The organism is Clostridium tepidiprofundi DSM 19306 (assembly GCF_001594005.1).
Lineage (GTDB): Bacteria > Bacillota > Clostridia > Clostridiales > Clostridiaceae > Clostridium_AC > Clostridium_AC tepidiprofundi.
This window is the reverse complement of sequence record NZ_LTBA01000120.1, coordinates 1-1,232: the sequence shown is the minus strand read 5'-3', so window position 1 is coordinate 1,232 and position 1,232 is coordinate 1. Positions and strand designations below refer to the sequence as shown.

The following is a 1,232-nucleotide window of genomic DNA, read 5'->3' as shown; positions in this document are numbered from 1 at the left end:
TTACTATAAATGAGCAAAATCGCCTCCATTATTTTACAATGATTATGCGCACTTATCTTCTGATAGCTTAAGAACATCACAAATAGCGTCTTTGCTTACTCCATTTTGAGATTGCGTGTATACCCACTCAATTAAATTTTTCACTGAATTTTTACGCGCTATTTTTAAACCTTCTCCAAATTTGCAGTAAGTTTTGGATACGCCAAAAGTACAATAATAATATGTTAACTGAGTCAAAATCCAAAATCTTTTTATTGCTTTTTCGCTACGCACTTGATAATTATCTAGTCCTAATTCCATTTTATTTTGGCGAAAAAAGACTTCAATTGTCCAACGTTCGGTATATTGATGAAAGAGTTCTTCTATCGTAAGACTAGTATCCGTTGATATAAAAGACTTTAAAGCCTTTTGATTATATAATGCATTTTCGGGATAACTTATTAATATAACTACTTTTTTAAATCCATTTATCCTACCTTCATATCGATAAACATAGTAAGAACTTGTATTCACTGTAACTAGGTGAAACTCTTCTTTGTTTATCATTTTAGCAAAACCATTTATTTTCTGGCTCATGCGGCAACATTTTGGATATATAACTCTATTAGTTTTTAATGCTCCGATATAATCAAAACCCCTTAACTTGGCTGCTTTTATAATCTTCGCAGCGCTATACCAACTATCTGCTAAAATAAATCCTTTATTAGGTGGCATTGGTAATGAAGAAATTACATTTATAGCAATTTCAATTTTAGTAACTTTCTTATTAAATTCATTCATTCTAGTTTTATCATAAGGCGTTAACTGATACGGTATTGTTACATCACCACACTGTAGTAAAATGCCTACAACTTGATGTCCATAAACTTGTTTACCTTCTAAGTGAGAATAGTGAAATTGGCATTTCTCTATAGGATTTTTAGCCTGTGACGAAGGCTTTGTTTTCTTACAGACGGTATCATCAATAATCACATAAATAGGCTTACCTGTATCTTTTGATAACTGCCATATTTTTTTTAGTGCAAATTTTTGTAATGCTCGTAAAACATAATCTTCATTCCATGGACTGGTGGATAAAAAATTTCCTACGGAAGTTCTATGTCTTGAACTATAACAGTTTTCAGTTATACGACTAACTTTACCATTACACCCACGGCCTACGGCCCCAAATACGAAAGCACAAATATGCTTAAATTGTGGCAATGTTAAGTAAAGGACTATTCTAATTTCTA

At 31.7% G+C, this 1,232-nt stretch carries 1 protein-coding gene; it reads right to left on the bottom strand.

Annotated features, from left to right (window positions below; translation table 11 throughout):
* Positions 1-42: 42 nt before the first annotated feature.
* Positions 43-1,232, bottom strand: a 1,190-nt coding sequence (locus CLTEP_RS13965) for an IS701 family transposase (RefSeq protein WP_084365021.1), incomplete at its 5' end; no start/stop codon positions are given.